A 6167-nucleotide genomic window follows, 5' to 3' on the forward strand; every position below is an offset into this window, starting at 1 on the left:
GCCACCAAACCGCGAGTCCCGAGACCACCGCTACATCAGCGACGTTGCCACGTTGCAGAAGAGGCTCACTGCCTGCTTGCCGTCGATCGACCCGTTGTCCTCCTGGCGGAGGCGATCGAGCAGGTGCTGCGACTGGGACACGATCTTGGGGTCCGGCTCGAGCTGGATGTAGTACGGGGGCGCCAGTTTGTTGTGCACCGCGCACGCGTTCTTCGCGGCCTTCTTAGCCGCATACGAGGGGCCCGTTTCGCTCCGCCCCAGGTCCTCGGCGTAGACCGTCGCGCGTCGCTGGATGGCCACCGGCGGCCGGTATCGCTCGGCGGCGACGCCAAGACCCCGGGCGAACTCGTCCGCGTAACGCCCGATTCCGGGCGGGACGGGAATGTTCTGCGGTGCCGGCTGGACCAGCATCGCGCCCGCACCTGGGCCGGGCGCCGAGCCGCCCGCCGCACACGACGTCGCGAGGACGAGGAAAGCCGAAACGGTCGTCGTCATCAGTACGAGCCTCTTCACGGCCGCTCCCCACCCAGCGCCGGGCCGGAGGCCCCCCGTCAGTGACCGACACGATATGTCACATGACTTGGTCAAAACTGCGCTATACGAGTGACAAATACCGAGAGGGTCTATCACAATATTGCTTTTAGTTGCCACGGCGCGGCCCACCAGTGACCGGCGCCGGCCATCAGGGCGGCCGTCGTCACCGGAGTCGTCGGGGTCGCGTAGGCGGTGGGCTGACCTGAGCCAGGCGCGGGTACGAACCAAGAGGCGCAGGAGCGCTCTGCGCTCCGCAGCTCGGCGCGACACCGAGCCCCGCACAGGGCCCGCGCGTGACGCACCAGCCGGCGGCGGCAACGCGGACGGCATCTCGCCGGTCGCCACCGGTGGCCACGGTGGCGATGCGGGGACCGCGACCGGTACCTACGCCGATGGTCGCTACGCCCCCAGTCACAGTGGAGGGGGTACTGCGAGCACGGTCGGCCCGAACGGCAGCGCGCAGAGCGACGACACGTCGTCGTCCTCGAAGGGCGGCCATGGCGGCGACTCATGACACGGCAGCAGCGGCAGCGGCACGAGCGGCGAGGGTGGGGACGCTGACGGGCGGGGGGACAACCAACACGGAAGCTCCGGTTCCTGACCCGATCCTCCCGGGGGAGCCCCGGTCTCCTGGGCGACCAGTAGACCGGGGCTTTCAAACGGGTGTATCACCGCACCCTCGCGGAGCGACATGCGGACGAGGGAGTCCGGTGACTGCAGGCGAGCTTTCGGGGGGAGGGCGGAGTGACGGGCGTTCTGGCCCTGGACGTGGGGACGACGAGCACGGCCGCCGCGGTCTGGTCCGGTGGGACGGTCGTGCCCCTCGCGTTCGCCGACGGGATCCCGTGCATGCCGTCGTCGGTCGGCCTCGAACACCCGGGTGAGCCGCTCGTCAGCGGGATGCAGGCCGAACGGCACGGCCTGGAGGACCCGACGACGTACGAGCCCACGCCGAAGCGCTGGGTCGGCCAGGGCCTCGTCCCGCTCGGTGGCTCGACCGTGCGCGATGTCGACCTGGTGGCCGCCGTCCTGCGCGAGGTCACCACTCAGGCGCGCCGGGCGCACCCGACGCTCACCGTCGAGCGCACCGTGATGACCCATCCGCCGGCGTGGCGGAGACGCCGGCTCGGGGTGTGGCGGGAGGCCGCCCGGCTCGTCGGGCTGCCGGCGCCGACCCTGCTCGCCGAACCCTGCGCCACCGCGGCGTTCTTCGCCGCCTCCGGCCACCCGGCGCCGACGGGTTCGACCGTCGGGGTGCTCGACCTCGGCGGCACGGCGTTCCGCGTGGCGACGGTGCGGTGCACCGAGAGCGGGTTCGAGCTCGGGGGCGCATCCGCGGCCGACCTCGCCCTCGGCGGCGACAGCTTCGACGAGGCCCTGACCGACCACGTGGGTCGGACGCTGGGCGAGCGGGGCGCCACGTGGGACTCCATCGACCACCCGCCCTCCCCGGAGTGGGCGCGCCACCGACGGGAGCTGTGGGTCGCCGTCCGCCGCGCGCGGGAGTCGCTCTCGACGAGCCGCTCGACCAGCGTGACGGTGCCCGGGCTCGAGGAGACGGTCCTGATCACCCGCGATGAGTACGACACCCTGGTCGGCGATCTCGTCGACCACCTGGTCGACCACGCACGGACCGGTCTCGCGCAGGCCGGGACGCCGCTGGACGATCTCGCGGGCGTCTACCTCGTGGGCGGAGCGGCCCGCTCGCCGGTGGTCGCCCGCCGCTTCCTCGAGCGCACCGGCATCACCCCGCTGACCCTCGACCAGCCGAAGCTCTCCGTCTGCCTCGGCGCCGCGCACCTGGTCCGCGGGGTCCGCCCGGCCCGCGTCGAGCCCACCGTCCCGCCCGGCGCGACCACCGTGATGGAGCGCCCCGTCCCGGCCGGCGCCACGGTGATCACCACCCGCCCGCCGATCGACCGTCCGGCGTCGTCGCCCGCCGATGCGAGGACGGCGACGCCGGGCGCCTCCGCCGCCACGGTCGTCATCACCCGGCCGGCCGCCCCCGTCGCGGAGCCGTCGCCCCCGACCTCCGAGCCGCCGCCCGGAAGCCCCGAGGACGTGAGCCCGGAGCCGGGGAGCCCGGAACCCGTGACCCGCCGTCGGGGCGGGTGGCGCGCACCGCGCGTCCTGCTCGGCGCGGGCGCGGCTCTCGCTGTCGTGGTCGTCGGGGTCGTGCTCCTGGTCGCACGCCAAGGGAGCCCCCCGGTGGCCCCGCCGTCGACCTACGTCAGCGACACGAGCGCCGAGCAGCTCATGGCGTCATCCACCTCGTGCGCCCCCGCCGCGTACCTGATCCCCACCGATGCCGCCTCCAGCGGCATCGCGTGCCCCTCGGGCGGGCTGTCCCAGGAGCTGTACAAGACGAGCCTCCCGGGCGAGCGCGAAGTCACCGACGCGCTGCGCGCCGCCCTCCCCGGGATGACGACCTCGCCCGCCGACGTCCCGGGCGGCGCGGCGCCGGCGTCCCCGATCGGGTGCTCGACGACCTACCGGTGGTCGGGGACGGCGAGCTCCGGGAGCCCGGTCGCCCTCGTCATCCGCGTCTCCCGGGCGCGGCCCTTCGTGGCCGCCACCCGGTTCGTGCCCGACCAGACCCAGAGCTTCGAGTCGGTCGAGCGCACCCCCTTCCCGGTCTCGGACCTGAAGGCCTACTGCGGATGACCGTCGAGAGCCACGACGCCGCCGATGAGCCGCTGCGCCTCATACGGGAGCTGTGTTCGCAGAGCGCCGACCATGCGAATGCGGATGCGGTCCTGGCCGCCCGCGCCGCCGCGATCGCCCGTAGCGCCTCGGAACCGGTGCGGATCGCGGTCACCGGGCGGGTCAACGCCGGCAAGTCGACGCTGGTGAACGCCCTGGTGGGTCAGCACGTCGCTCGGACCGGTCCGGTTGAGGCCACGGCTCACGTCATCCGGTACCGCTTCGGCCAGTTCGACCACGTGGACGTGGTCGACGTCGACGGACGCCGGGTCCCGTTGCGCGCCGCGCCCGACGCCATCCCGTCCGACGTCGGGATCCCGGCCACCCGCGTCGACCACATCGAGGTGTTCCTGTCCACCCGCGAGCTGACCGACATGATCCTCGTGGACACCCCCGGCCTCGAGTCGCTCACCGAGGACCGCAGCGTGCGGACGACGAGGCTGCTCGGATCGGCAGGCGCCGATGTGGACGCCGCGATCGTCGTGCTCGACGCCGACTCGGGGCTGGTCGCCCAGCAGCACCGGGTGGTCGAGAACTACCTCGCGTCGAGGGAGGCCGCCGGGGGCACCGTCGTCGGGGTGCTGTCGAAAGCCGACACGGCCGGCGACGGCCGCGACCCGTGGCCCGACGCCGAGAAGCTCGCCCGATCCGCGGCGGCGGCGCTGCCCGGCGTCGGGACCGTCCACGCCCTGTGCACCCTGCTCGCCGAGACGGTGTCCGCGGGCCTGTTCACCCAGGCGCTCGCGGACGACCTCGCCACCCTCGCCGCGTCGGTCCCCCGGACGCGGACGATCATGCTGCTCAGCGCCGACCGGTTCACCGCCACCGACGACGTCCTCGACGCCGAGCGCCGGGGCCGCCTCCTCGAGCGCCTCGGCCTCTACGGGGTGCGGGTCGCGCTCGGAGCCATCGACGGCGGGGCGACCTCGGCGACGGAGGTCGCCGACGCGCTGCGGGCCGCCTCCCGGATCGACGAGCTGCGCGAGGTGCTCCGGCGCCGCGTCCTGGCGCACGCGTCGACGATCAAGGCCGCGGCCGCGCTCGACCAGTTCGAGGCGCTCCTCCGCGCCCCCGAGCTCGGACAGGACGCCCGCCTCTGGCTCGGCGACCAGGTCGAGGAACTGCGCCTGGACCCCCGTCTCCATCCCGTCCTGGAGCACGAGGCCCTGGCCGCTCTGTGGTCGGGAGCAGCCCGGTTGCCCGAGGAGCTCTCGGTCGCCTTCGAGCGGCTCGTGGGCGGCGCCGACGACGCCGACCGGATCGGTGTCTCGGCGACCGCCGACCCGCGCACCGTCACGGCCGCCGCGCGCGAGCTCGGCGGACGCTTCCGCACCCACGCCTTCCGGACGAACCCCCGCGCGGCGTGGCTTGCCGTCGTCGCCGAGCGCTCCTGTCTGTTGATCACGCAGCGAGCCCGCGCCCGTCGCGGCCCGAGCGGAGGCCCGGGTCGTGGCTGAGCCCGACCGTGGCGGCCCTCCCGACCCGGAGACGGAGCTCGCTGATCGCGCCCTCGCGCTCGCCGGCGCGGTCGACGCCGACCTCACTGCCGGCGCCGCCGAACGCATCGCCGCGGCCCGCGCCGCCGCGCGACCGGTGGCCGTGGTCGTGGGCGAGGTGAAGGCGGGCAAATCTTCCCTGGTCAACGCCCTGCTCGCCGCCCCGGACCTCAGCCCCGTCGACGTCGACGTCGCGACGCGGACGTTCGCCACCTTCCGGAACGACACCCGGGCGTCCGCGTGGATCCACGCCACGAGCGGTGGGCCACCCTCCGCGGTCGCCCTCGACGAGCTGGCCCGATGGATCAGTGATCCCGCGGCCGACGTCGCCTGCGTCGACGTCACCGTCCCCGCGCCGTGGCTCGGCCCGATCGTCCTCGTCGACACCCCGGGCGCGGGCGGGCTCGTCCCCGCCCATGCCGAGATCGCCGCGCGGGCGGCCGCCCAGGCCGCGGCCCTGATCATGGTCACGTCCGCGGCGGCACCACTCAACGCGACCGAGCTGGCCTTCCTGACGCGCGTCTCGCGCACGGTGCCCGCCGTGTGCTTCGTCCTGACGAAGACCGGTAAGTACCCCGGGTGGCGCGACGTCCTCGCCCAGGATCTCGCCCTCGTCCGGACCCACGCCCCGCAGCTCGCCCGGGCGCCGTGGGTACCGGTGGACTCGGCGACCGCGACGACAGCTCTCGAGCTGCGCGGCGGCCGTCACCCCGCCGACCCGCTGACGCCCGTCGACGTGGACGACTTCGGCCTGTGGGAGGAGTCCGGGCTGGGCCGGGTCCACGACGTCCTCGCGCACCTCGTCAGTGCCAGGGTGGCCGCGATGACGACCCTCGGGGTCCTGGGGGTGGGGCGGGAGGTCGTGACCATGGCGCTGCGGGTCCTCGACACCGAGATCGCCGCGCTCTCGCGTGACCGGGACGCGCGCACCGAGGTCGCGGGGCGGGACACGGCGCTGCGCGCCCTCGCAGATCGACGCCGGGCCTGGGGACCCCAGCTGGATTACTACGTCAACCGCATCCGCAACGACGCCGCCGACGACCTGGCGTCACGGGTCACCGGCCTGCGCGACGAGTGGAACGAGCGGTTCGACGCGATGCGCCGCTCGCCGTCCGAGGCCGGGCGCAACGCCCTGCTCGACGAGCTCGACCACCAGGCCGCGGCGTTGGCCGAGCAGGTGCTCACCGTTCTGCGGGAGCAGCTGGGGACCGCCGCCGCCGAGCTCCTCCCCGACGCCGAGGAGCTCGACGCGCTCGGTGCGGCCGACGACGGGATCGACCCCGCGGACCGGGCCGACGTGCACCGTCGGCGTCGCGCCAACAGCCAGGAGCTCATGATCGGCGTGCTGCGCAGCACCAGCTTCGCGGGCGGTGCCGGCGGGGTCGCGGCCGCGGTCGGCCTGGGCTCGATCCTGTGGGTCCTGCCCATCAGCAT

Annotated in this window: 4 protein-coding genes; 3 read left to right on the forward strand and 1 reads right to left on the reverse strand. The window is 74.3% G+C overall.

The features are described 5' to 3' along the window. Positions 1 to 30 precede the first annotated feature (30 nt). Positions 31 to 495: a hypothetical protein gene (locus VGH76_RS21040; RefSeq protein WP_331558671.1), complete on the reverse strand. Its 465-nt coding sequence runs from the start codon at positions 493 to 495 to the stop codon at positions 31 to 33. 783 nt (positions 496 to 1278) lie between these two features. Here VGH76_RS21040 and VGH76_RS21045 point away from each other — a divergent pair. The 3 genes from VGH76_RS21045 to VGH76_RS21055 form a co-directional block, all read left to right on the forward strand. Continuing rightward, positions 1279 to 3198, forward strand: coding sequence for an Hsp70 family protein (locus VGH76_RS21045; RefSeq protein ID WP_331558672.1), 1920 nt, complete (start codon positions 1279 to 1281; stop codon positions 3196 to 3198). Beyond that, on the forward strand, positions 3195 to 4694 hold the full coding sequence (locus VGH76_RS21050; protein WP_331558673.1) for a GTPase: 1500 nt from the start codon (positions 3195 to 3197) through the stop codon (positions 4692 to 4694). The genes VGH76_RS21045 and VGH76_RS21050 overlap by 4 nt, the downstream gene beginning before the upstream one ends. After that, a partial coding sequence (locus tag VGH76_RS21055; RefSeq protein ID WP_331558674.1) for a dynamin family protein occupies positions 4687 to 6167 on the forward strand: 1481 nt, incomplete at its 3' end. The genes VGH76_RS21050 and VGH76_RS21055, both read left to right, overlap by 8 nt.

Origin of the sequence: Actinomycetospora sp., assembly GCF_036497585.1 — a bacterium.
Lineage (GTDB): Bacteria > Actinomycetota > Actinomycetes > Mycobacteriales > Pseudonocardiaceae > Actinomycetospora.